Below are 21,792 nucleotides of genomic sequence, written 5' to 3' on the forward strand. Positions count from 1 at the left end.
AAACGCCCGGTTACATTCCGAACCCGGAAGCTAAGCCTCACAGCGCCGATGGTACTGCAGGGGGGACCCTGTGGGAGAGTAGGACGCCGCCGAACAAATTGTGAGAAGACCCCCGGACCGGGGATACCGGTCCGGGGGTTTTCTGCGTTTAGGGTCTTTGTCATGCGCTACGACCTGATTATTTTCGACAATGACGGAGTCCTCGTCGACAGCGAGCCGATCTCCAATACCCACTTGGCCGCCTACCTCACCGAGTTGGGGCACCCCACCTCGTACGAGGACTCCTTGCGTGACTACATGGGCTCCGCGATGCACCGCATCCACGACCTGGTCCTGGAGCGCACCGGCCGGCGGCTGCCGGACGACTTCGACGACGTCTTCCACGCACGGGTCTTCGCGGCGTTCGAACGGGAGCTGAAGCCGGTTCCCGGGGCCGCCCAGGTCCTGGAGAAGCTGGCCGCCGATGGAGTGCCGTACTGCGTCGCCTCCTCCGGGAGTCACGAGCGGATCCGGGTCGGACACCGGACGACAGGGCTGGACCGCTGGTTCGACGAGGACCGGATCTTCAGCTCGCAGGACGTCGGGCGGGGCAAGCCGGCCCCCGATCTGTTCCTCCACGCCGCCGAGCGCATGGGCGTGCGGCCGGAGAAGTGCGCTGTCGTCGAGGACAGTCCCCTGGGGGTGCAGGCGGCCAACGCGGCCGGGATGGACGTGTACGGGTTCACCGCCATGACACCGGCCGACCGGCTCACCGGGGCCACCCAACTCTTCTCCGACATGGGGGAGTTGGCTGACCTGCTGGTATGACGGCTCCCATCGGCGGGCGCTGACATTTGTCATGCCGAGCTCCGGACGATCGTTTCTGTCGGAGGGCGGGGGCCGACCGCGAAGCTGAGTACATCGAAACGGGACGTACACAGCTACGACGGAGGGACCCGATCATGAGCATCACGGCCACCGAGATCAGCACCGGAGAGACCACCGGCTTTGCCCGGGCGGAAGCGGCCACCACGCCGGAGACCGCCGGCCCCCGGCCGAGCTTCCTGCCGCTGATCGTGGACGTGGCGGTGCCCGTCGGGTCGTACTACCTGCTCAAGAACGGGTTCGGGATGAGCACGATGGCCGCCCTCGGCTGGAGCAGCGTCGTGCCGGCCGTGCGGACCGTGTGGAGCGTGGTGAAGGAGCGCAAGGCCAACGCCCTGGCCGCGCTGATCCTGCTCGTCAACGTGGTGGGGCTCGCGCTCAGCCTCGTCGCCGGTGACCCGCGGCTGATGCTCGCGAAGGACAGCGGGGTCAGCAGCGTGATCGGGATCGGTGTCCTCGTGTCCGTCAGGCTCGGCCGGCCGATGATGACGCAGGGGATGAAGCCGTTCCTCGTGAAGGGCGACGCGGCGCGGGCCGCGGCCTGGGACCGGCTGGCGGCGGGCTCGGAGGCGTTCCGGAAGGCCGAGCGGACGTTCTCGCTGGTGTGGGGCACGGTCCTGCTGAGCGAGTGCGTCGCGAAGGCCGTGGGCGCCTACACGCTGCCGATCGACACCATGGTCTGGCTCGGCACGGTCGTCACGATCGCATCGATGGTCCTCGCCTTCCTGCTCAGCGGCCGGTTCGCCGTCGTCCCGATGCAGAAGATGCTGGAGCACGAGCTCGCCGCCGAGGCCGGGCCGCGGCGCTGAACGGCCCCGCGCCGAGGACCCCGGACCCCGCACCGAGGACGGGGACGGGTCCGCCGCGAGGACCGCGGCAGTCCCTCTCCACCCCCACCCCCGAAGAGCTGAGCAAAATTCATCTTCGGCTTGATCTACCCACCGGTAAGCCGGGGCCCTACGCTCGCCGCCATGACAGATGTGCTGCGGCGCGGTAGGGCCTCTTTGGCGTTCAGCTTCTTCGCTCAGGGTGCCGCCTTCGCGCTGCTCGTGACGCGTATCCCGGCCATCCAGGACCGCTACGGGATCTCCGACGCGCTCCTGCCGGTGTTCCTGGCCGCCGTCCCGGTCCTCGCCGGGCTGGGCAGCGTCACCACCGAGCATCTCGTCAAGCGCATACGCCCCAGCCGGATCCTGCGGTGGTCGCAGCCGGTCGTGCTGCTGGCCCTGCTCGGAGTCGGCGCCGGCGACCAGCTCGTCGAGGTGGCCGTCGCCCTCGGCGCCTTCGGCCTCGCGGTCGGTGGTCTCGACGCCTCGATGAACATGCTCGGCGTGAGTCTCCAGCGGTCGTACGGGCGCAGCATCATGCTCGGCTTCCACGCCGCGTACAGCCTGGGCGGGATCGTGGGCGCCTCGCTCGCGTGGGCCGGGGCGCACTGGCACCTGTCGCTCTTCGTGTCGTATCTGCCGGCCGTACTGATGCTGCTGCCGCTCGCCCTGGTGGGGAGCCGGTGGTACGTCGACGGAGGCGCGGACGCGGGCGGGAAGGAGGACGCGCAGGCCGGTGCGGGCGCGGGTCCCCTCGTCTTCAAGCTCCTGCTGCCGCTGTGCCTGGTGATGACGTTCGCCTACATCGGGGACTCGACGGTCTCCAACTGGAGCGCGAAGTACCTCAAGGACGTGCTGGGCAGCTCGGAGCAGATGGCGACCGTTCCGTACAACGTCTACATGGTGATGACGCTGGTGGGGCGGGCTGTCGGAGACCTCGGGGTGCGGCGGTTCGGGGCCGTGGCGGTGGTGCGGCTGGGTGCCGTGGTGGCCGCGCTCGGGTTCGGGGTGGTGGCGGTCGCACCCGGCGCCGGGGTGGGCATGCTGGGGTTCACGCTGCTGGGGCTCGGGCTGTGCGTGATCGTGCCGCAGACCTTCGCGGCGGCGGGGAGGCTGTTCCCCGGGGCCTCGGACACGGCGATCGCGCGGCTGAACATCTTCAACTACGTCGGCTTCCTGATCGGGTCCCCGTTGGTGGGCGCGCTGGGTGACGCGTGGAACTACCGTGGGGCCATGCTCGTACCGATGGTGCTGGTCCTGGCGACGCTGGGGTACGCCCGGTCGTTCGAGGCTCAACCGGACCGATACGGTGACGTGCATGAGCGGCCGCGCACAGCTGATGTGGGACGAGGCAGTAACGGGGTATGACTTCGGTCCGGACCATCCGATGGATCCGGTCCGGCTCCGGCTGACGAGGGGGCTCGTCGACGCCTTCGGGCTCGACCGGGACGTCGCGGTGGTCGCGGCGAAGCCCGCCGGGGACTCGACGCTGCGGCTGGTGCACCGCGAGGACTACGTGGCGGCCGTGAAGGCCGCGTCAGCCGATCCCGCCTCGGCCGACCAGGCGTACGGCCTCGGAACGATGGACGATCCCGCGTTCGCCGGGATGCACGAGGTGTCCGCGATGATCGCCGGGCAGTCCGTGGGGGCCGCGGAGGCGGTGTGGCGCGGCGAGGCGCTGCACGCGGTGAACTTCGCCGGCGGGCTGCACCACGCGATGCCCGGCGCCGCCTCCGGGTTCTGCGTCTACAACGACGCCGCTCTGGCGATCGCCCGGCTGCTGGAACTGGGCGCCGAGCGGGTCGCGTACATCGATGTCGACGTGCATCACGGCGACGGTGTCCAGGCGGCCTTCTGGGAGGATCCGCGGGTCCTGACGATCTCGCTGCACGAGCATCCGCGGACGCTGTTCCCGCAGACCGGGTGGCCCGAGGAGACCGGGGCGGGCAGCGCGGAGGGCACGGCCGTGAATCTCGCGTTGCCGGCGGGCACCGGGGACGCGGGCTGGCTGCGGGCGTTCCACTCCGTGGTGCCCGAGCTGATCGCCGACTTCCGGCCGCAGGTGCTGGTCACCCAGCACGGCGCGGACACCCACTTCGAGGACCCGCTCGCGCACCTGGCGGTCTCGCTCGACGCGCAGCGGGCGGTGCAGGTGGCCTGTCACGACCTGGCGCACACGTACGCCGACGGGCGCTGGGTCGCGCTGGGAGGCGGCGGCTACGCGGTGGTGGAGGTCGTACCGCGTTCGTGGACGCACCTCGTGGCCGTGGCGGCGGGCCGTCCCGTGGAGCCGGAGACGGTCGTCCCGGAGAGCTGGCGGCAGGAGGTCTTCGCCCGCACACGGCAGTTGGCGCCGATGCGGATGACCGACGGGCGGTGGCCGGTGTCCTTCAAGGACTGGGAGTCGGGGTACGACCCGGCGGACCGTCTCGACCAGGCGATCGTGGCGACGCGCAAGGCCGTGTTCCCGCTGCGGGGGATGCTCCCGTAGGCCTGGTCCGCCTGGTCCGCCTGGTCCGCCTGGTCCGCCCGGTCCCCGCGGGCGCCGACAGGGGACGGTAGGGCACGGCAGGGGACGACACCGGACCCTTAGGCCAACTGTGGGGCATATTCCGCATTGTGGGCATAGGGCATCGGTGGATGCGCCAGCATCGCTGACGTGTTGAGCACCGGAGCTTTGCGCGCACATCTGCTGGCCGCCCGGCTCGCCGGACCCGTGGCCACGTCGCGCGAGGAGAGCCTGCGCAGCTACCGGCTCTTCGCCGCCCGCGACCCCCGTCTGCTGCTCGGACTCGATCCCGAATGGTCGTGGTGCCAGCGGGATCTGATCGAGTTGATGGCCGACAAATGCGGGGTCTCGGCCGATCCGTCACACACTTCGGGGCATGATGTGATCGACCCGGAGCGGACCCTCGCGGCCCTCGATGCCTTCGCCGAACGGCTCGGCGAAGCCGCCCGACGCCGTCACCCCGTGCTTCTCGGTACCGGTCACCCGCACCGTCTGATCGATTTCTACGCCGCGCTCGCGGACGCCCTGTCGGCGGCGGGGTGTACCGTCCTCACCCCCGCGCAGGGTAGCTCTATCGACATAACGACCCGGTTCGGTCTACGCACATACAACATCGACTACGTACGAGGTGTCGCGCTCGTGCGTGAACCGGAGCCCGAGGACGCCGGTCGTGCGACCGGCGCACACACCCATTCACCCCTCCCGGTCAGGACCGTTCTGGCGGCCGCCGCCGAGGCTGGAGGCCCCCTCCCGGAGCTGGTCGTCGGAGACCACGGATGGGTCTGCGGAGCAGGTCAACTGGGGTTCGAGGCCATCGGTCTCGCCGATACGGACGACCCCGCGCTGTTCGTCGGAGAGGCAGAGGGGCGCGTGTCCGTCGTCGTTCCGCTAGATGACGCTGTGCGGTCTGATTACTACCGACCGCTTACTCGCTATGTACTCAATCGAGCGTGTCTGTCACAGTAGGCGGCCGATGGCATCCCCTCTTCCCCACTCGCATCACACGCCCCTACATTGGGGAGTGAGTGCGCAGCGACGAAGAGTCACCGGAAGGGGAAGCCGGTGGCCGTCGAGTGCGGAAGGTGCAGGTGTGACATGGCTGCAGGCGAGAGGCCTCTGAACGAGGTTCAGTTCCTTACCGTGGCGGAAGTCGCCTCGGTGATGCGAGTGTCGAAGATGACCGTGTACCGCCTGGTGCACAGCGGTCATCTGCCGGCGATCCGGGTGGGGAGGTCCTTCCGGGTGCCGGAGCAAGCGGTTCACGAGTACCTCCGCGAGAGCTATGTGGGGGTGGAGACCGCCTGACGGCGTTCCGGGAGACCGTTCGCGATCTCCCGGAAAACACCTCGATTACGACCTCAGCCCTCGGGCGGGTAGGCTGGCCCCTCATAGGTCGTGTGGGCCCATGCAGCCCAGCACCGAGTAAAGAGAAGTGAGCGAGGGTAGTCGTGGGCTCTGTTATCAAGAAGCGGCGCAAGCGGATGGCGAAGAAGAAGCACCGCAAGCTGCTCAAGCGCACTCGCGTTCAGCGTCGCAACAAGAAGTAAGCGACGCGCGGAAACGCGTACTGTGGCCTCTCACCAGCGGGTGGGAGGCCACAGGCGTATCCGGTCGGGGAAAGCCGCACCTGCGTCGGCGGGGGCCCTGTGACGGCGACAGGGGACTTCCGGCGTGACGGGGCGACCCACCCACCTCCGGTGCGACGGCGGCCGAGCCGAATGCGGCCCGGCGGTGATCGGGCCGACCTCCACCCGGCGGTCATCGGGCCGACGTCCGGCCCGGCGGTGAACGTGCCGAATGCGGCCCGGCGGTGATCGAGCCGACTTCGGCCCGGGGCGGCCGTGCCGGAGGACCCCGAATGACCGCTCGACCGTCGAACGTCTTCGGCCACACCGGCCCCACGCGGCTGTGGGCCGAATGGCTGGGTCTGGTCGCACGTCCATGGCTGTCGTCACTTCGTGCATCGGGCGGTCATCACAGCGCAACATCAACCCGCTAAGTTGGCGCACACGGGGAACGCGGCAGGTACGAGCGGAGCTACGTCCAGTTCTGGAAGGAAGGCGCTGATCTTGGGGAAGGTCGTGCTCGTGACCGGGGTGGCCCGGCAGCTCGGGGGCCGGTTCGTCCGACGGATCCAGCGTGACCCGCAGGTGGACCGGGTGATCGCCGTGGACGCGGTGCCTCCCGAGCACCACATCGGCGGCGCCGACTTCGTGCAGGCCGACATCCGGCAGCCCACCATCGCCCGGGTGCTCGCCGAGTACTCCGTCGACACGGTCGTCCACATGGACGTGACGGGAACGGCGCTGGCCTCCGGCAGCCGGACCACGGTCAAGGAGACCAACGTCATCGGCACCATGCAGCTCCTCGGCGCCTGCCAGAAGTCCCCGACGGTCAAGCGGCTCGTCGTGAAGTCCAGCACCAACGTCTACGGCTCCGCGCCGCGCGACCCCGCCGTCTTCACCGAGACCACCTCGCCCAAGTCGCTGCCCAGCGGCGGCTTCGCGAAGGACACGGTCGAGGTCGAGGGCTACGTACGCGGCTTCGCGCGCCGGCGGCCCGATGTCGCGGTGTGCGTGCTGCGGTTCGCCAACATCCTCGGACCGAGCGCGGATTCACCGCTCGCCTCCTACTTCTCGCTGCCGGTGCTGCCGACGGTGTTCGGTTACGACCCGCGGCTCCAGTTCGTCCACGAGAGCGACGTCATCGAGGTGCTGCGGCTCGCCGCGCACGAGCCGCAGCGGGGCACGCTCAACAGCGGCACGTTCAACATCGCCGGGGACGGCGTCCTGTTGCTCTCGCAGTGCGCGCGACGGCTCGGCCGGCCCACCGTGCCCCTGCTGCTGCCGGCCCTGAGCTGGGCCGGCACGGCCGTGCGTACCCTGGGGGTGACGGACTTCTCGCCGGAGCAGCTACGGCTGCTCACGCACGGCAGGGTCGTCGCGACGGTCCAGATGCGCGAAACCCTGGGCTATCGGCCGAAGTACACGACGGCGGAGACCTTCGCGGACTTCGCCCAGAGCAGGGGTCCCGGACTCCTGCCCCCGGAGGCCCTTGCGGGGGCCGTGGACAAGATCGCCGCGCTGCCTGTTCTGGGCGGCGGCCACCCCCCGACGCAGAGCGCCAACTGAGGAGCGCATCAACGATGGCGGACGCCAAGGTCATTCCGTTCGACGACGACCGCTCGCGCGGGGCTGCGGTGCAGCGCCCGGCGAGGCGCCGGGCCGCGGGGAGCCGGCGCAAGGGCGATCCCGTGGTCGTACGCGAGGTCCAGCCCATGCCGGGACGTGCCCTTCCGCAGGATGATGTTCCGGTGACGCAGGAGGAACAGCCGCCCCGGCAGGGCGCTACGGGTACGAGCCTGGAGCAGCGCATCGCGGGAGGCCTGTCCTTCCTGCGCCGCAGGCTCACCGGCGACTACGAGATCGACGAGTTCGGCTACGACCAGGAGCTGACGGACCAGGTTCTGATGTCCCTGATCCGGCCGGTGTACGAGAAGTACTTCCGCGTCGAGGTGAAGGGTGTCGAGAACATCCCGTCGGACGGCGGCGCCCTGATCGTCGCCAACCACTCGGGCACCCTTCCGCTGGACGGCCTGATGATGCAGGTCGCCGTCCACGACAACCATCCCGCGAACCGTCATCTGCGGCTGCTCGCCGCCGACCTGGTGTTCATGCTGCCGGTCGTCAACGAGCTGGCCCGCAAGGCCGGTCACACCCTGGCCTGCTCGGAGGACGCCGAACGGCTGCTGGAGCGCGGGGAACTGGTCGGGGTGATGCCGGAGGGCTTCAAGGGCATCGGCAAGCCGTTCAGCGAGCGCTACAAGCTCCAGCGGTTCGGCCGGGGCGGCTTCGTCTCGACGGCGCTGCGCGCGGGCACCCCGATCATTCCGTGCTCGATCGTCGGGGCGGAGGAGATCTATCCGATGATCGGCAACGCGAAGACCCTCGCGCGGCTGCTGGGATTCCCGTACTTCCCGATCACGCCGACGTTCCCGTGGCTGGGCCCGCTCGGTGCGATCCCGCTGCCCACCAAGTGGACGATCCAGTTCGGCGAGCCGATCCGCACGGACGGCTATCCGCCGGAGGCGGCCGACGACCCGATGCTGATGTTCAACCTGACCGACCAGGTCAGGGAGCAGATCCAGCACACGCTGTACAAGCTGCTGGTGCAGCGCAGGTCCGTGTTCTTCTGATCATGCAAATACGATTCTGTTGATCATGTCCTGATATGCCGGTACGTCGATGGGGGCGCCCTCCCCGAGGAGGGCGCCCCCATCGACGTACCGCGGTGGCCTCGTCAGCCGCTGTCCTGCGTGTCGATCCCGAGCCCCGGCAGGAGACCGGGGAGCAGGGGCGGCAGGGTGACGTCGGGTTCGCTCGTGGCGCTGCCCTTGCTGCCGGCGCTGGACGACGGGGTGGAGCTGGTGTCGTCCTGCGGCGGGTCGAGCAGGCCGCCGGTGCCGCCGCCGAGCAGGCCCTCGCTGCTGCTGCCGGAACTGGACGGCCTGGGCTTGCCGCTGCTGTGGCTCTCGCCCGTGCTGCCCTTGCTGCTGGCGCTGGGCGCCGGGGTGTCCGTGCCCGGCGAGCCGGTGGCCTCCTCGCTCCTGCCCCGGTGACGGCCGGTGCCCTCGGGGGCGGGCGTCCTGGGCAGCAGCGAGCGCAGCGGGTCGACCTCTTCGTCTATGGCTTCGAAGACCGACGAGACCTGGTCGCTGACGTCACCGAGCTGCACGGGCAGCCGGTCGCGCAGGGCGCCCCAGGCCTCGCGGTGGGACTGGGAGAAGGCGGACAGAGTCTGGATGGGGCCCAGTGAGCCGTCCCTTTCGTAGGCCTCGTGCAGCAGGCGGTGCCCCTCGGAGGCGTCGTGCTGCATGCCGGACAGGGCTCGGCGGATCTCGCCCAGGGACTCGTGGTCGAGGTGTCCCGAGCGGCCCCGCTCCATCAGCCGGCGGGCTTCGCTCAGGCGGTTCGAGGCCTGGTCGAGATAGAGCTCGCCCCGGTCGCTGTCGCCGTGGGCCAGCCCCAGCTTGATGTCCTCCATGCCGCGCTTGAGCCCGTAGAGCGAGTCACCGGGCAGGGCGTCGGAGCTCGCGGCGGCGACACCGCCGAAGGCTCCGGCGGCCACGCCGACGGTGAGTCCGCCCGCGGCCAGCCCCTTGGACAGCCGGGACCGGGGGCGGAGCTTCCCCAGTCCGGTCGCCCGGTGCGCGCCCTTGGCCCGATGGGACCGCTGCTCGGGCAGCGCGCGGCCCGGCCCCTCGCCTCCGGCGGCCGTGCCCTCCTGGAGCATGGCCTCCATCGCGGCGACGAGCTGGGCTCGCTGCACGATCTTGACCTCGGGGTCCAGCTCCGGTTCGGGCAGCTCGCCGAGACCGGTGGCGAGGGCCAACAGCAGCCCTTGCTCGGTCTGTTCCGCAGCAGCCCGGGACGGTGCCGCCCCATCCGGCTGCTCGGCCGCCGTGCCCTGGTCGATCTCCTCCAGGGCCTGGGCGAAGGCGTTCGCCCGCCGGTGTGCCGATACGTTCGCGATCACTGGCGGCACCTCCTCTCGTCATGACGGTCGACTCCCCAGGGGGTCCTGAGGGTTGCACCCCCTGGCCGTGTGCACACGATCGGGTGATCGGCGCTGGCCAAGGCGTGACCACAGGGAGCCTGTATCCCGCACAACGAGCGTCACGGCACTTCGGTTACGGACGGCGGATGCACGGACCGCAAAGTCAACCGACTTTTACAGAAGGTGAGTTGGACGTCGCTGAGCGTGCGGGACCACTGTGGTCGAAAGCTTGCTCAGCGCACGTCTTCGGGCAGGAGCCGGGCCAGCGTGCGCACGGCCCGGTACTGGAGGGTCTTGATGGCACCCTCGTTCTTGCCCATCACCCGGGCGGTCTCGGCGACCGAGAGCCCCTGGAGGAAGCGGAGTGTCACGCACTCCTGCTGCTGCGGATTGAGCCGTCGCACGGCGTCAAGGAGCGCGGCGTTGGAAAGCGACTCCAGGACGGAGTCCTCGGGGGAGCGCTCGACCTCGTTGGCATCGAGCATCTCCCCGGTGGTCACTTCCAGCCGGAAGCGGCTGGACTTGAAATGGTCGGCCACCAGGTTCCGGGCGATGGTCACCAGCCAGGCGCCGAAGTCACGGCCCTGCCAGGTGAACGTGCCGATCCGGCGCAGCGCCCGCAGAAAGGTCTCACTCGTGAGGTCCTCGGCGGTCGCCTTGCCTCCGACCCGGTAGTAGATGTAGCGGTACACGGTGTCGCTGTACTGGTCGTAGAGCCGTCCGAAGGCATCGGCCTCGCCGGCCTGGGCGCGCTCCACGAGATCCATCATCCGGGCGCTGTCACTGTCGGCGGCCGGACGGCGTGCGGTGGTGGCCGAGCCTGAGCGGCCACGCCTGCCGACCGCCGCGTTGCCGTCGGCCAGGGCATAGCAAGGTCCGACGGGCGCGGGGAGGGCGAAGGCGGGGACGGCGTACGCGGTGGGGACGAAGCCGCGCAAACGGTCCAGGACCGTTGCGCGCAGCGTAGCCAGGCCCGAGGCGTCAACCCCGACGTGTGAGTACACGGGACTCCCAGAGGCAGAGCTTCCATCACGTGCAGTGCGGGACCTTTCACCCGTCGTGACGACGGAGGGGTACCGGTTTGCGTCTGAGGAGAATAACGCTTCGTACAGGCAGCACTACACCCAGTTGCTAAAATCATCGATTACGACGCTTTTCGCACGGATCGGTGCCCGTTCAAGTACCGGTCGGTGACCGCTTGTTGATCGCATCGGTTCGTGTTCCGTCTGAGTGCAGGGCGTGTTGTGCCCGCCTGCGGAGAGTGCGACTGAGTCGCCCAAGACGTGGGTAGGACCATGTGATTTGCCCCCGCGGCCGGGGCCCCGTCCCAGGTCCGGACAGGTTTTCGCCCCCTCCGCCCCTACTCGTCCCGTACCTGGGGCTCCGCCCCGGACCCCGCTCCTCAAACGCCGGAGGGGCTGAACTTTCGCCGGCCGGGGCTGGAAGGTGAACAGGCGTCGCCGACCGGGGTTGGTCTGTGGAATGTGGACCGCGCACCCGCAGCCGGGATCCGGCACGGCCCCGACCCACCGCCGGACCGGATCCGCGACCGAACGGACGAACTACCGGCGGCGCCGGTGCAGCGCGATCGCCGCGGCCGTGCCGCCGGCCACCGCTCCGACCCCGGCCGCGGCGGGAATCCCGACCTTCGCGGCCTTGCGCGCCGTGCGGTAGTCCCGCAGCCGCCAGTCGAAGTCCCGCGCGTGCTTGCGCAGTTTCGAGTCCGGGTTGATCGCGTAAGGGTGTCCGACCAGCGAGAGCATCGGAATGTCGTTGTGCGAGTCGCTGTACGCGGCGCAGCGCGACAGGTCCAGGTCCTCCGCGGACGCCAGCGCCCGCACGGCCTCCGCCTTCGCCGGCCCGTGCAACGGCTCACCGACCAGTTTGCCGGTGTAGATCCCGTCCACCGACTCCGCGACGGTACCGAGCGCACCCGTGAGGCCGAGCCGCCGCGCGATCACCGTGGCGATCTCCACCGGCGCCGCCGTGACGAGCCACACCTTCTGGCCGGCGTCCAGGTGCGCCTGGGCGAGCGCCCGGGTCCCGGGCCAGATCCGCTCGGCCATGTACTCGTCGTAGATCTCCTCGCCGATCGACATCAGCTCGGAGACCCGGTGGCCCTTCACGATGGACAGAGCGGAGTCGCGCGCCTCCTGCATGTGCTCGGGGTCCTCGACCCCGGCCAGCCTGAACCACGCCTGCTGCCAGGCGAACTTCGCGAGGTCGCGGGTCTCGAAGAACTTCCGCTTGTACAGCCCGCGTCCGAAGTGGAAGAGGGCGGCACCTTGCATCACGGTGTTGTCGAGATCGAAGAACGCGGCGGCCCTGTCGTCGCCGAGCACCGGGAAGTCGGGTTCCTCCACGGCGTCCGGTGGCGCCAGTTCTTCGAGTTCCTGCAGTTCCTGCGAGGACTTGCGCGCTGCCTCCGCAGAGGCCTCGCCTGCCAACACGCTCCGCGCGGTCGCGGAGCGCCTACGGGGAGTGAGCCATCCGAGAGCGGCCATGTCGTGAGCATAGCCAGTCTGTTCGGCGCTTCCGGAGTCGACAGGATTCGGTGCTGTGAACTCTCCGCGGCCACGCCGTTAAACGAGCGCTCCGAACACCCCGTACGGACACCGCCCCCGCACCGCACCCACGGCGCGGCGGACCGACGCGAGCCTCGCCACCGTGCGCGGACGCGGGGTGCCTCCGGGCCGTCCGGGGCGGGAGAATGGCGGGTATGAGTCCCATCTTCCGGCGCAGCGACCGCCGTACGCAGACGAAGGCGCCCGCGGAGCACCTGGTCACTCTGATCAGGAAGCCCGGGTGCCATCTGTGTGATGACGCACAGGAGGTGATCGAGAAGGTGTGCGCCGATCTCGGGGTCCCCTGGGAGGGCAAGGACATCACCGAGGACGAGGAGCTGCACCGCCAGTACTGGGAGCAGATCCCGGTCGTGCTGGTGGACGGCGCGCAGCACACCTTCTGGCGCGTGAACGAGGAACGCCTTCGCAAAGCCCTCACGGGGTGAGCCGTGCCCCGTGGGGCCGGGGGTGCCCGTGATGTATCCCGACTTGTGACCTGCCCGAGCAGTCCAAAGCGTCCGGAAAGTCGCCTAGGATCGACGGCGATTGGTCTCGGGGGCGGGATTCGTTGAGGAGAGTGTGCGGTTTTGCCCCCTTCGTGTGCGGAGCGGAGTCGTCCGCGCGCCGGTTGCATACCGGCGTGCCGGGCATGCGTGACCCCGGTCACGTTGGCCGGGCAAATCGGACACCATCTTTGTGCACGCGTTCACAAAGACATAGCCTGCATTCGACGGGGCGGTCTGGGGACGTGTGACCGCCTGCAGCCCCGCTCTACCCGCAGGAGCACCGTGGCAACTGGCCGAACTCACCGACCGGCGACCCGCAGCCGAGGAATTCCCGAGGCCACTGTCGCCCGGCTTCCGCTGTACCTCCGAGCCCTCACCGCTCTGTCGGAGCGCTCGGTGCCCACGGTCTCCTCCGAGGAGCTCGCGGCCGCCGCGGGGGTCAACTCCGCGAAGCTTCGCAAGGACTTCTCCTACCTCGGTTCCTACGGAACGCGTGGTGTGGGGTACGACGTCGAGTATCTCGTGTACCAGATCTCCCGCGAACTGGGCCTGACCCAGGACTGGCCGGTTGTGATCGTCGGTATCGGCAACCTCGGCGCGGCACTGGCCAACTACGGAGGGTTCGCCTCGCGCGGATTCCGTGTGGCCGCGCTCATCGACGCCGATCCCGCGATGGCCGGCAAGCCCGTCGCCGGGATCCCGGTGCAGCACACGGACGACCTGGAAAAGATCATCGACGAGAACGGTGTCTCGATCGGTGTCATCGCGACCCCGGCCGGCGCCGCCCAGCCCGTCTGCGACCGCCTGGTCGCCGCCGGTGTCACCTCCATCCTGAACTTCGCGCCGACCGTCCTGTCCGTCCCGGACGGCGTCGACGTGCGCAAGGTCGACCTCTCGATCGAGCTGCAGATCCTCGCGTTCCACGAGCAGCGCAAGGCCGGCGAGGAGGCCGAGGCCCAGGCCGGAGCCGCCGCCGCCCCGGCCGAGCGGGGGAACGACGGCAAGGGTCCCGACGGGGACCTCCCAGCGGTGATGCCGGCATGAGTCTCCTCGTCGTCGGGCTGAGCCACCGCAGCGCCCCGGTCAGCGTCCTCGAACGGGCCGCGCTGTCCGCGGACGCGCAGGTCAAGCTGCTCCAGGACACCCTCGCCGCCGAGCCCGCCACCGAAGGCGCGGTGCTCGCCACCTGCAACCGCATCGAGCTGTACGCCGACGTGGACAAGTTCCACGCGGGCGTCGCCGAGCTGTCCACGCTCCTCGCCCAGCACAGCGGCGTCGGCCTGGAGGAGCTCACCCCCCACCTGTACGTGCACTACGAGGACCGGGCCGTCCACCACCTCTTCTCGGTGGCCTGCGGCCTCGACTCGATGGTCGTCGGCGAGGGCCAGATCCTCGGCCAGATCAAGGACGCGCTGGCCACCGCGCAGGAACTGCACACTGCGGGCCGCCTCCTGAACGACCTGTTCCAGCAGGCTCTGCGGGTCGGCAAGCGCGCCCACTCCGAGACCGGCATCGACCGGGCCGGACAGTCCCTGGTCACCTTCGGCCTGGAGCAGCTCTCCGCCGGACGGGCCGTCGAGGCCTGGGCCAAGGACAAGAAGGCCCTCGTCATCGGCGCGGGCTCGATGTCCTCGCTGGCCGCCGCGACGCTCGCGCGCGCCGGCGTCGGCGAGATCGTGATCGCCAACCGCACCCCCGACCGCGCCGAGCGCCTCGCCGAGATCCTCACCGGCGGCGACGACACGGACGTGCTGGCCCGCGCGGTACCGATGGACTCGGTGCCGGTCGAGCTGACACGTGCCGACATCGCCGTCTCGTGCACCGGGGCCACCGGACTCGTCCTGACGGCCGACACCGTCGCGGCCGCCGTCGAAGGACGTACGGGAACGCCCGCGGCCCTGCGCGAGCGGGCGGCCGGCCCGTCCGGTCACCTCGCGCCCGCCGACGCCGCCGAGGACGCCTGCCCGCTGGACCTGTCCGCCGTGCAGGGCGCCACCGGCTTCTCCGTCATGGGCGAGGCCGCCGTCGCCGGCATGGACGCCGCCACCCTGGAGCAGCACGCGGCCTGGGTGGACAAGGGCACCGGAACCGTCGAGCGCCGTGACGGCCGTCGTACGCCCGCCGAGGACGCCGAGGCCGACGCCGAGCTCATCGCCGCGCTGGCCGCCACCGCGGCGACCGCCGGCCGCATCCCCGAGCGCCGCCGGCCCGAACCCGTCGCCGAGGCGCTCCGCCCCGCGCCGGTGCTCGCGCTGCTCGACCTCGCGATGCCCCGTGACATCGACGCGGCCGTGCACCGGCTGCTCGGTGTGCGGTTCGTCGACCTGGAGACGCTCGCCGAGGCCTCCGCGGACGCGCCGATGGCCGCCGACGTGGACCAGGTGCGCCGGATCGTCTCCGACGAGGTGGCAGCGTTCGGCGCCGCCCAGCGGGCCGCGCACATCACCCCGACCGTGGTCGCGCTGCGCGCCATGGCCGCCGACGTCGTCGCGAACGAGATCGCTCGCCTGGACGGACGGCTGCCCGACCTCGACGACAAGCAGCGCGGCGAGATCACCCAGACCGTGCGGCGCGTCGTGGACAAGCTGCTGCACGCGCCGACCGTACGGGTCAAGCAACTCGCCGCCGAGCCCGGCGGTGCCGGGTACGCGGACGCGCTGCGGACCCTGTTCGACCTGGACCCGGAGACGGTCGCCGCCGTCTCGCGGGCCGAGAACAACACCGAGAACGCCAAGAACCGAGGGCGAGCATGAGTGAGCAGGCTTTGAGGCTGGGGACCAGGCGAAGCAAACTCGCCATGGCCCAGTCCGGGCAGGTGGCGGATGCCGTGAGCCGGGTGACCGGACGGCCCGTCGAGCTCGTTGAGATCACGACGTACGGCGATGTTTCGCGCGAGAGCCTCGCGCAGATCGGCGGCACGGGCGTCTTCGTGACCGCGCTGCGGGAGGCACTGGTGCGCGGCGAGGTCGACTTCGCCGTGCACTCGCTCAAGGATCTGCCGACCACGCAGCCCGAGGAGCTCGCGCTGGCCGCCGTGCCGGTGCGCGAGGACGTCCGCGACGTGCTGGTCGCCCGCGACGGGCTGACCTTCGAGCGGCTTCCGGACGGCGCGCGCGTCGGCACCGGTTCGCCGCGTCGCATGGCCCAGCTCAACGCGTACGCCCGCAACCACGGCATGACGATCGAGACGGTCGCCATCCGCGGCAACGTAGACACCCGGATCGGGTACGTCCACGCCGGGGAGCTCGACGCCGTCGTGCTCGCCGCCGCCGGACTCAACCGGCTCGGCCGGATCGACGAGGTCACCGACTTTCTGTCGGTCGACACCGTCCTGCCCGCCCCCGGCCAGGGGGCACTGGCGATCGAGTGCGCCGCGGATCACGCGGACCTCGTCGCCGCGCTCGCCGAGCTCGACGACCCGTACACCCGGGCCGCCGTGACCGCCGAGCGATCCCTGCTTGCCGCCCTGGAGGCCGGCTGCAGCGCTCCCGTGGGCGCGTACGCCGACCTGCTGGCCGACGGGCAGATTGTCAAGGAGATGCGCCTGCGCGGCGTCGTCGGCACGACCGACGGCTCGACGCTGGTGCAGCTGTCCACCACCGGTCCCGTGCCCGAGACACACGACCAGGCGATGTCGCTCGGCCGTGAACTCGCCGCCGAGATGCTTGCCAAGGGCGCGGCCGGTCTGATGGGGGAGCGAGCACTGTGAGCCCCACCAACCTTCCCGCCGGTCCGGTCCACGGGCACGTCACCTTCCTGGGTGCCGGACCCGGAGATCCAGGGCTGCTGACACTGCGCGCCGTGGAGGCGCTGGCGAACGCGGACGTCCTCGTCGCCGAGCACGACGTGCTCGACGTGGTGCGCGTTCACGCCAGACAAGGCGTCGCTGTTCTGAACACGGATCCGGACACTTCGCCGGTTCCGTACCAGGGCACAGGCACGCCTCAGCTGACGGTTGTTGACAGCGCGTCAACAGCCGTTGGTGACCCCGCGTCGAGGGACGCTGCCAATCTTGTCATGACGGCCGCACGGGGCGGCAAGCGGGTCGTGCGTGCGGTGTCCGGGGACCCGGGACTTGATACGTACGCGGCCGAGGAAATGCTCGCCTGCGTCGCCGCGGGCGTTCCGTTCGAGGTCGTGCCCGGCATCGCGGCCGCCGTCGGTGTGCCCGCCTACGCGGGTGTGCCGCTGCGGGACGCGCAGGGCGCGGACGTACGGTTCGTCGACGCGCGGACCGCGTCCAACCGCTGCTGGACCGAGGTCGGCGCCTCCGACGGCACCGTCGTGGTGTCGGCGACGCTCGACTCCGTGGCCGCGGCCGCGGGTGAGCTGGTGGCCTCCGGCCGCAAGCCCGACACCCCGATGTCCGTGACGATCGCCGGCACGACGACCCGCCAGCGCACCTGGTCGGCCACCCTCGGCACGATCGCGCAGACGCTGAAGCAGGCGAAGGTGCTGCCGTCCCCGGACGGCGGACGCCCGGTCATAGCCGTGGTCGGTGAGCGTTCCGCAGCCGCCCAGCGCGACCAGTTGTCGTGGTTCGAGTCCAAGCCGCTGTTCGGCTGGAAGGTGCTCGTACCGCGCACGAAGGAGCAGGCGGCTTCGCTCTCCGACCAGCTTCGGTCGTACGGGGCCGTGCCCTACGAGGTGCCGACGATCGCCGTCGAGCCGCCGCGCACGCCCCAGCAGATGGAGCGCGCGGTCAAGGGCCTGGTGACCGGCCGCTACGAGTGGATCGCCTTCACCTCGGTCAACGCCGTCAAGGCGGTCCGGGAGAAGTTCGAGGAGTACGGCCTCGACGCGCGCGCCTTCGCGGGCATCAAGGTCGCCGCGGTCGGCGAGCAGACCGCGAACGCGCTCGTCGCCTTCGGCGTGAAGCCGGACCTGGTGCCGAGCGGCGAGCAGTCCGCCGCGGGCCTCCTCGAGGACTGGCCGCCCTACGACCCGGTCTTCGACCCGATCGACCGTGTCTTCCTGCCCCGGGCGGACATCGCCACGGAGACCCTCGTCGCCGGGCTCATCGAGCTGGGCTGGGAGGTCGACGACGTCACGGCGTACCGCACCGTGCGCGCGTCGCCGCCGCCGGCGGACACCCGCGAGGCGATCAAGGGCGGCGGCTTCGACGCCGTGCTCTTCACGTCGTCCTCCACGGTCCGCAACCTGGTCGGCATCGCGGGCAAGCCGCACAACGTGACGGTGATCGCCTGCATCGGTCCCGCCACGGCCAAGACGGCCGAGGAGCACGGGCTGCGGGTCGACGTCATGGCCCCCGAGCCGTCCGTGCACAAGCTGGCGGAGGCACTGGCCGAGTTCGGCCTGCGCCGCCGTGCCGCCGCGCTGGACGCCGGCGACCCGGTGACCCGCCCGAGCGAGCGCCGTCCGGGCTCGCGCAGGCGCCGCACCACCTGACCCGCGCAGAGGTGGGCACGCCCCGCGGTCTCCTACGGGAGACGGCGGGGCGTGCCGCGTTCCGTGGCCGTGCGGCCCGGCCGCCGCGCCGCCCGGGCTCCGACGAATCGTCGGTAAAGGTGCCTCTGTGACGGGCGTAGCGTAGACGTCATGACGAAGTACGGATCCTTTCCCGGTACGCGTCCGCGGCGGCTGCGCACCACGCCCGCCATGCGTCGGATGGTCGCCGAGACCCGGCTGGACCCCGCCGACTTCATCCTCCCCGCGTTCGTGCGCGAGGGTGTGAGCGAGCCGGTGCCGATCTCCTCGATGCCCGGGGTCGTGCAGCACACGCGGGACAGCCTGAAGAAGGCCGCCGTGGAGGCGCTCGAGGCCGGGGTCTCCGGGATCATGCTGTTCGGGGTTCCCGAGGACGAGAAGAAGGACGCCGTCGGGACGCCCGGCACCGACCCGGACGGGATCCTCCAGGTCGCCCTGCGCGACGTGCGCGCCGAGGTCGGCGACGACCTGCTCGTGATGTCCGACCTGTGCCTCGACGAGACCACGGACCACGGGCACTGCGGTGTGCTCGACGACCAGGGCCGGGTCGACAACGACGCGACCCTGGAGCGGTACGCCGAGATGGCCCAGGTGCAGGCCGACGCGGGCGCCCATGTCGTGGGCCCCAGCGGCATGATGGACGGCCAGATCGGTGTCATCCGGGACGCCCTCGACCAGATCGGCCGCGAGGACGTGGCGATCCTCGCCTACACCGTCAAGTACGCCTCCGCCTTCTACGGCCCCTTCCGCGAGGCCGTCGGCTCGTCCCTGAGGGGCGACCGCAAGACGTACCAGCAGGACCCGGCCAACGCGCGGGAGGCGCTGCGGGAGTTGGCGCTGGACCTGGAGGAGGGCGCCGACATGGTGATGGTGAAGCCCGCCGGCCCCTACCTCGACATCCTGGCCCGCGTCGCCGACGAGTCCGACGTGCCGGTCGTCGCCTACCAGATCTCCGGCGAGTACTCGATGGTCGAGGCCGCCGCCGAGAAGGGCTGGATCGACCGCGACCGGGCGATCCTGGAGTCCCTGACCGGGATCAAGCGCGCCGGCGCGCAGAACATCCTCACGTACTGGGCGACCGAGGTGGCCCGCAGCCTGCGCTAGTGCGGCGCCACCAGGGCCGGTCCGACGATGCCCGTCCGCCCGGCCCTAGTACGACAGCGCGGTGTCCAGGTCCTGCTGCCAGTACGTCACCGTGAGCTTGTCGTCGACGAAGACGCCCTTCGCGGGGAGGGCGGGACGCGCGGTCCCGCCCTGGCCGGTGAAGCCGACCTCCAGCGTCCTGGCCGTGTAGCCGTTGCCGCCGCTGCCGTCGGCCGCCGACAGCAGCACGCCCGCGTAGCCGGACTCGCCGGGAGTGAGGGTGACGACCGCCTGCGGGTGGGTCTCCTCCGCGACCGGCGGGACGGACTGGGCCTCACCGAAGCGGGCGATCGGGTAGCCCGTCAGGTCGCAGTTCCGGGAACCCGTGTTGGTGACGGTGAGCAGGATGTGGTTCAGCGGCCGGGAGACGGCCGTGGCGCTCATACGGGTGTTGGAGCTGTTGCACGCGACGTTCCTGGTGCCGGTGCCGGTGCCGGTGCCGGTCTTGCCCGTGGAGCCGCCCGCCGAGCCCTTGCCGCTCGTGCCGGCGGAGCCGGAACCCGTGCCGCCCGTGGTGGTGCCGGTGTTCTTCGAACCGTTCGCCGAGCCCGTGGTGGTGCCGGTGCCCGCGGGCTTCGCCGTCGTGCCCGCGCCGGCCGCCGGGCTGTCGGATCCCGCCGAGGGGCGGGCCGGGGCGGACGAGCCCTCGTCGCGGACGCCGTTCCCGCTGCCGCACGCCGTGAGCGAGAGCGCGGTGAGCGCGATCGCGGAGGCGGCGAGCAGACGGGTGCGGGTGGTGCGGGTGGTGTGTGCGGACATGAGTGATCCCCCTGTGGATGTTCGTGTGAGGTGGCCTGATGGAACGGCCGCCCGGCCGGTCGGTGAGGGCGGCGTGCTTGGATGGCCACAGCTTGGGCGGTGATCCGTCCCGGGCGCCACGCCCGGCGGGCAACGCGGGACGCTGGAACGCCGAAATGCCGTCTGACCTGGGGAAACAATGCTCCCCTGGAACGCGGTCCGGGACACGGGGGATGGGGGAACGGTGGCGGGGGACGAGTTCGCGGGACTGCTCCGGGAGCTGAAGGAGCGGTCCGGTCTCAGCTACGGGGCGCTCGCCAAACGGCTTCACGTGAGTACGTCCACACTGCACCGGTACGTCAACGGTGATGCCGTACCGGCGGACTACGCGCCCGTCGAACGGATGGCGCGGGTGTGCCGGGCCACCCCGCAGGAGCTGGTGGAGCTGCACCGGCGGTGGGTCCTCGCGGACGGGCTGCGCGCAAGGAAGGGCGCGGGCGCCGCTCCGGAGGGTGCCGGTCCGGAGGGTGCCGGTCCGGAGGCCGAGGCCGAGGGCAGCGGCTCCGGTGGTGCGCTGCCGGGCGCGGAGCCGGACCCGCGGGCGGAACGTCCGGCGGACGGTGGCCGGGGGACCGGGGAGACCGCGGACAGCGGGGCGGTCGACGCCGGGGAGACCGAGGAGGCCGGGGCGGTGGGCGCGGGCCGGCTGCGCGGACGGCGGACCATGGTCCTCGCCGCGGTCGGCGCCGTCGTCGCGACCGCCGTCGTGGCCGGCGCCCTGGGCGCGCGGATCGGGTCCGGCGGCGGTGACGACGACACCGGCGGCAAGGCGGTGGCCCTCGGCGTACCGAACGCCACCGGCCTGCCGAGGACCGGAGCGGCCACCGGCGCGAAGCACGGATCGCCCTCGCCGTCCGCCTCGCCCAAGGGCCGTCCCAAGGCGTCCGTCTCCTCCATCGGCGGCGCCGTCGACCCGGCCGGGGACGGCGGCGACGCGACGGCCGGCCAGGGAACGGCCGCCGACGGAGCGGGCGCTCCCACCGTCGTCACCGACCCGTACACGTACGAGGACCCGTGCAGCCAGCACTACCTGGTGAACCGGCCCGCACCCCAAGTGCCCCCGCCGCCCGGCGAGTCGGACGCGCGGGGCTGGGTCACCGCACTCGGCGGCGTCCCGGGCGGGGAGCAGATGATCGCGCTCACCGTGCAGGGCACCGGGAAGGCGACCGTCGTCCTGAAGGCGCTGCACGTGCGGGTGCTGGACAAGAGCGCGCCGCTCGCCTGGAACGACTACGCCATGGGCGTGGGCTGCGGCGGCGGGGTGCGGACGAAGTCGTTCACCGTCGACCTCGACGCGGGGCGCCCGGCGGTCGCGGTCAGGGGCGGGCAGCGGAACTTCCCCTACAAGGTCAGCGAGTCCGACCCCGAGGTCTTCTACGTCATCGCGGACGCGCAGGCGCACGACGTGAGCTGGTACCTCGAACTCGACTGGTCCAGCGGGGCGAAGAGCGGCACCGTACGCGTCGACGACCACGGACAGCCGTTCCGGACGAGCGGCAACGTCGGGCGGCCCGCCTACAACTACCCACTGGGCGGCAGCGAATGGCAGACGGCACCTCGCGGTGGCTGAAGCGCAC

At 71.0% G+C, this 21,792-nt stretch carries 20 protein-coding genes and 1 rRNA gene; 17 read left to right on the forward strand and 4 right to left on the reverse strand.

Annotation, left to right across the window (positions count from 1 at the left end; translation table 11 throughout):
- The 10 genes from rrf to ACZ4TO_RS19010 form a co-directional block, all read left to right on the forward strand.
- Window positions 1–95 (forward strand): 5S ribosomal RNA (rrf, locus tag ACZ4TO_RS18965); the annotation flags it as partial.
- 67 nt (window positions 96–162) lie between these two features.
- Window positions 163–807 (forward strand): HAD family hydrolase, encoded by a 645-nt coding sequence (locus ACZ4TO_RS18970; protein WP_382793546.1) that lies wholly within the window; start codon window positions 163–165, stop codon window positions 805–807.
- A 134-nt stretch (window positions 808–941) separates the two neighbouring features.
- Window positions 942–1,673, forward strand: a complete 732-nt coding sequence (locus ACZ4TO_RS18975; protein WP_468024807.1) for a VC0807 family protein — start codon at window positions 942–944, stop codon at window positions 1,671–1,673.
- Between the two features lie 162 nt (window positions 1,674–1,835).
- The gene (locus ACZ4TO_RS18980) at window positions 1,836–3,059 is read left to right on the forward strand and encodes an MFS transporter (protein WP_382793551.1); all 1,224 of its coding nucleotides are present in this window, start codon (window positions 1,836–1,838) and stop codon (window positions 3,057–3,059) included.
- Complete coding sequence (locus ACZ4TO_RS18985) at window positions 3,010–4,182, forward strand: acetoin utilization protein AcuC (protein WP_382793554.1); 1,173 nt, start codon at window positions 3,010–3,012, stop codon at window positions 4,180–4,182. The genes ACZ4TO_RS18980 and ACZ4TO_RS18985 overlap by 50 nt, the downstream gene beginning before the upstream one ends.
- 168 nt (window positions 4,183–4,350) lie before the next feature.
- Window positions 4,351–5,166 (forward strand): phosphatase, encoded by an 816-nt coding sequence (locus ACZ4TO_RS18990; protein ID WP_382793556.1) that lies wholly within the window; start codon window positions 4,351–4,353, stop codon window positions 5,164–5,166.
- Window positions 5,167–5,295: 129 nt separating this feature from the next.
- Window positions 5,296–5,505, forward strand: coding sequence for a helix-turn-helix domain-containing protein (locus tag ACZ4TO_RS18995; protein WP_093781815.1), 210 nt, complete (start codon window positions 5,296–5,298; stop codon window positions 5,503–5,505).
- A 143-nt stretch (window positions 5,506–5,648) separates the two neighbouring features.
- Window positions 5,649–5,747 carry a 30S ribosomal protein bS22 gene (locus tag ACZ4TO_RS19000; RefSeq protein WP_003948845.1) on the forward strand — a complete coding sequence of 33 codons (99 nt, stop codon included), beginning with the start codon at window positions 5,649–5,651 and terminating at the stop codon, window positions 5,745–5,747.
- Window positions 5,748–6,269: 522 nt separating this feature from the next.
- Window positions 6,270–7,331 (forward strand): NAD-dependent epimerase/dehydratase family protein, encoded by a 1,062-nt coding sequence (locus ACZ4TO_RS19005; protein WP_382793559.1) that lies wholly within the window; start codon window positions 6,270–6,272, stop codon window positions 7,329–7,331.
- Window positions 7,332–7,345: 14 nt separating this feature from the next.
- The gene (locus tag ACZ4TO_RS19010) at window positions 7,346–8,395 is read left to right on the forward strand and encodes a lysophospholipid acyltransferase family protein (RefSeq protein ID WP_385049651.1); all 1,050 of its coding nucleotides are present in this window, start codon (window positions 7,346–7,348) and stop codon (window positions 8,393–8,395) included.
- Window positions 8,396–8,499: 104 nt separating this feature from the next.
- On the opposite strand, the gene ACZ4TO_RS19015 is transcribed toward ACZ4TO_RS19010, so the two are convergent.
- The 3 genes from ACZ4TO_RS19015 to ACZ4TO_RS19025 all read right to left on the reverse strand — a co-directional run bounded on the left by ACZ4TO_RS19015 (window position 8,500) and on the right by ACZ4TO_RS19025 (window position 12,260).
- A complete protein-coding gene (locus ACZ4TO_RS19015; protein ID WP_468024808.1) occupies window positions 8,500–9,735 on the reverse strand; it encodes a DUF5667 domain-containing protein in 1,236 nt (411 codons plus the stop codon).
- Between the two features lie 254 nt (window positions 9,736–9,989).
- Window positions 9,990–10,760 (reverse strand): ECF subfamily RNA polymerase sigma factor, BldN family, encoded by a 771-nt coding sequence (locus tag ACZ4TO_RS19020; RefSeq protein ID WP_382793567.1) that lies wholly within the window; start codon window positions 10,758–10,760, stop codon window positions 9,990–9,992.
- Between the two features lie 558 nt (window positions 10,761–11,318).
- Entirely contained in the window at window positions 11,319–12,260 is a 942-nt protein-coding gene (locus tag ACZ4TO_RS19025; protein ID WP_328449658.1) for an HAD family hydrolase, read from the reverse strand.
- A gap of 206 nt (window positions 12,261–12,466) precedes the next feature.
- On the opposite strand from ACZ4TO_RS19025, the gene ACZ4TO_RS19030 reads away from it, so the two are divergent.
- The 6 genes from ACZ4TO_RS19030 to hemB all read left to right on the forward strand — a co-directional run bounded on the left by ACZ4TO_RS19030 (window position 12,467) and on the right by hemB (window position 19,378).
- Window positions 12,467–12,766 carry a glutaredoxin family protein gene (locus tag ACZ4TO_RS19030; protein ID WP_382793571.1) on the forward strand — a complete coding sequence of 100 codons (300 nt, stop codon included), beginning with the start codon at window positions 12,467–12,469 and terminating at the stop codon, window positions 12,764–12,766.
- Window positions 12,767–13,108: 342 nt separating this feature from the next.
- On the forward strand, window positions 13,109–13,870 hold the full coding sequence (locus tag ACZ4TO_RS19035) for a redox-sensing transcriptional repressor Rex (RefSeq protein ID WP_382793573.1): 762 nt from the start codon (window positions 13,109–13,111) through the stop codon (window positions 13,868–13,870).
- Window positions 13,867–15,579, forward strand: coding sequence for a glutamyl-tRNA reductase (locus tag ACZ4TO_RS19040; protein WP_468024809.1), 1,713 nt, complete (start codon window positions 13,867–13,869; stop codon window positions 15,577–15,579). The genes ACZ4TO_RS19035 and ACZ4TO_RS19040 overlap by 4 nt, the downstream gene beginning before the upstream one ends.
- A complete protein-coding gene (gene hemC / locus ACZ4TO_RS19045) occupies window positions 15,576–16,535 on the forward strand; it encodes a hydroxymethylbilane synthase (RefSeq protein ID WP_382793579.1) in 960 nt (319 codons plus the stop codon). Before ACZ4TO_RS19040 ends, hemC begins: the two co-directional genes overlap by 4 nt.
- On the forward strand, window positions 16,532–18,235 hold the full coding sequence (locus tag ACZ4TO_RS19050) for a bifunctional uroporphyrinogen-III C-methyltransferase/uroporphyrinogen-III synthase (RefSeq protein WP_382793583.1): 1,704 nt from the start codon (window positions 16,532–16,534) through the stop codon (window positions 18,233–18,235). Before hemC ends, ACZ4TO_RS19050 begins: the two co-directional genes overlap by 4 nt.
- 150 nt (window positions 18,236–18,385) lie before the next feature.
- Window positions 18,386–19,378: a porphobilinogen synthase gene (gene hemB / locus ACZ4TO_RS19055; protein ID WP_382793586.1), complete on the forward strand. Its 993-nt coding sequence runs from the start codon at window positions 18,386–18,388 to the stop codon at window positions 19,376–19,378.
- A 45-nt stretch (window positions 19,379–19,423) separates the two neighbouring features.
- Here hemB and ACZ4TO_RS19060 read toward each other — a convergent pair whose 3' ends face one another.
- Window positions 19,424–20,176: a DUF4232 domain-containing protein gene (locus ACZ4TO_RS19060; protein ID WP_468024810.1), complete on the reverse strand. Its 753-nt coding sequence runs from the start codon at window positions 20,174–20,176 to the stop codon at window positions 19,424–19,426.
- Between the two features lie 223 nt (window positions 20,177–20,399).
- Between ACZ4TO_RS19060 and ACZ4TO_RS19065 the strand changes: the two genes are divergently transcribed.
- Window positions 20,400–21,785, forward strand: coding sequence for a helix-turn-helix domain-containing protein (locus tag ACZ4TO_RS19065; protein WP_468024811.1), 1,386 nt, complete (start codon window positions 20,400–20,402; stop codon window positions 21,783–21,785).
- Window positions 21,786–21,792 lie beyond the last annotated feature (7 nt).

It is taken from the genome of Streptomyces sp. NPDC028298, assembly GCF_055565895.1.